1 protein-coding gene and 1 pseudogene are annotated in these 1,012 nt (G+C 76.3%); one reads left to right on the forward strand and one right to left on the reverse strand.

Features of this window, described 5'->3' with window-relative positions; all coding sequences use genetic code 11:
• Nucleotides 1-269 (forward strand): annotated as a pseudogene (locus PV721_RS43545) (hypothetical protein); the annotation flags it as partial.
• Between the two features lie 148 nt (nucleotides 270-417).
• On the opposite strand, the gene PV721_RS43550 reads toward PV721_RS43545, so the two are convergent.
• Nucleotides 418-885, reverse strand: coding sequence for a GNAT family N-acetyltransferase (locus PV721_RS43550; RefSeq protein ID WP_319734436.1), 468 nt, complete (start codon nucleotides 883-885; stop codon nucleotides 418-420).
• Between the last annotated feature and the right edge of the window lie 127 nt (nucleotides 886-1,012).

The following is a 1,012-nucleotide window of genomic DNA, read 5'->3' on the forward strand; positions in this document are numbered from 1 at the left end:
CGGTCCGGCTGCGGGTCCTCGCGGGGGCGGAGGTCCCGTACGTCCGCGCGGCGCTGGACGAGGAGGCGTACCGGGTGGCGGGGCACGCGCACCTGGTGGGCCTGCCGATCCGCGTCGGCGGGCGGTTGCAGCGGCGGGGCGGCTTCCGTCGCCTGACGGATGCGACGGACGTGACGCCGGTGCCGTTGGACGAGGTCGAGCGGGAACGGCTGATGAAGTCGCTCGACGACGCGTTCGATCCTGCGGATGTGCTCGAGGCCGACGAGTAGGGTGCGCCGCCGCTGCTGGGGCTCCGCCCCGGGCCCCGCGCCTTCAACGCCGGCGGGGCTGAAAGAGCGCCTCCAACGCCGGCGGGGCTGGGATCGTGCGGCGGGGCCGGGAATGGTGCGGCGAAGCCGGATGGTGCGGCCGGCCTGGTCAGGCGAGGCGGAACGAGGCCATGATCAGGTCCGGGGCGGGGGAGAAGTCGGGGCCGCGGGTGAAGCCCAGGTGCTCGTAGAGGGAGACCGCCGGGGTGTTGGCGGCGCCCGTGGTGACGGTGACGGGGCGGCCGGGGAAGAGGCCGGTCAGGGCGTGGCGGAGCAGCAGGGAGGCGATGCCCCGGCGGAACCAGGCCGGGGCCACGCAGAGACGGTCGAGGGAGATGCCGCCGTCGGCCTCCTCCTCCCAGGCGAGGAAACCGGCGAGCTCCCCGTTGTCGGAGACGGCGCCGACCCAGTCCAGCTCCCGCGCACGCATCTCCGCGAGGCTCTCGCCCAGCGCCGGGATGCCGTCGAAGCCGATCAGCTCCGCCTCCACCGCGTACGCCGCCCGCCCGATGCGGTGCACGGCCGCCGCCATGGCGTCGTCGGTGAGGTCCAGTGGGCGGATCCGTGGGCTCGGCATGCGCCCAGGCTACCGACGCCGGCGCCGGGGCCCGCGCTCAGGGCCGCACTCGGGCACACCCGGTCGTGAGGGGCGCGGCTCAGGCCCGGGGCGGGCGGGCGCGGGCCTGAGCCGCGCCCCTCACGAC

This window comes from Streptomyces sp. MB09-01 (assembly GCF_033794505.1).
Classification (GTDB): domain Bacteria; phylum Actinomycetota; class Actinomycetes; order Streptomycetales; family Streptomycetaceae; genus Streptomyces.

Coding starts and splice junctions, on each gene's coding strand:
- PV721_RS43550 (WP_319734436.1), bottom strand. CDS start 885: ATGCCGAGCCCACGGATCCGCCCACTGGACCTCACCGACGACGCCATG.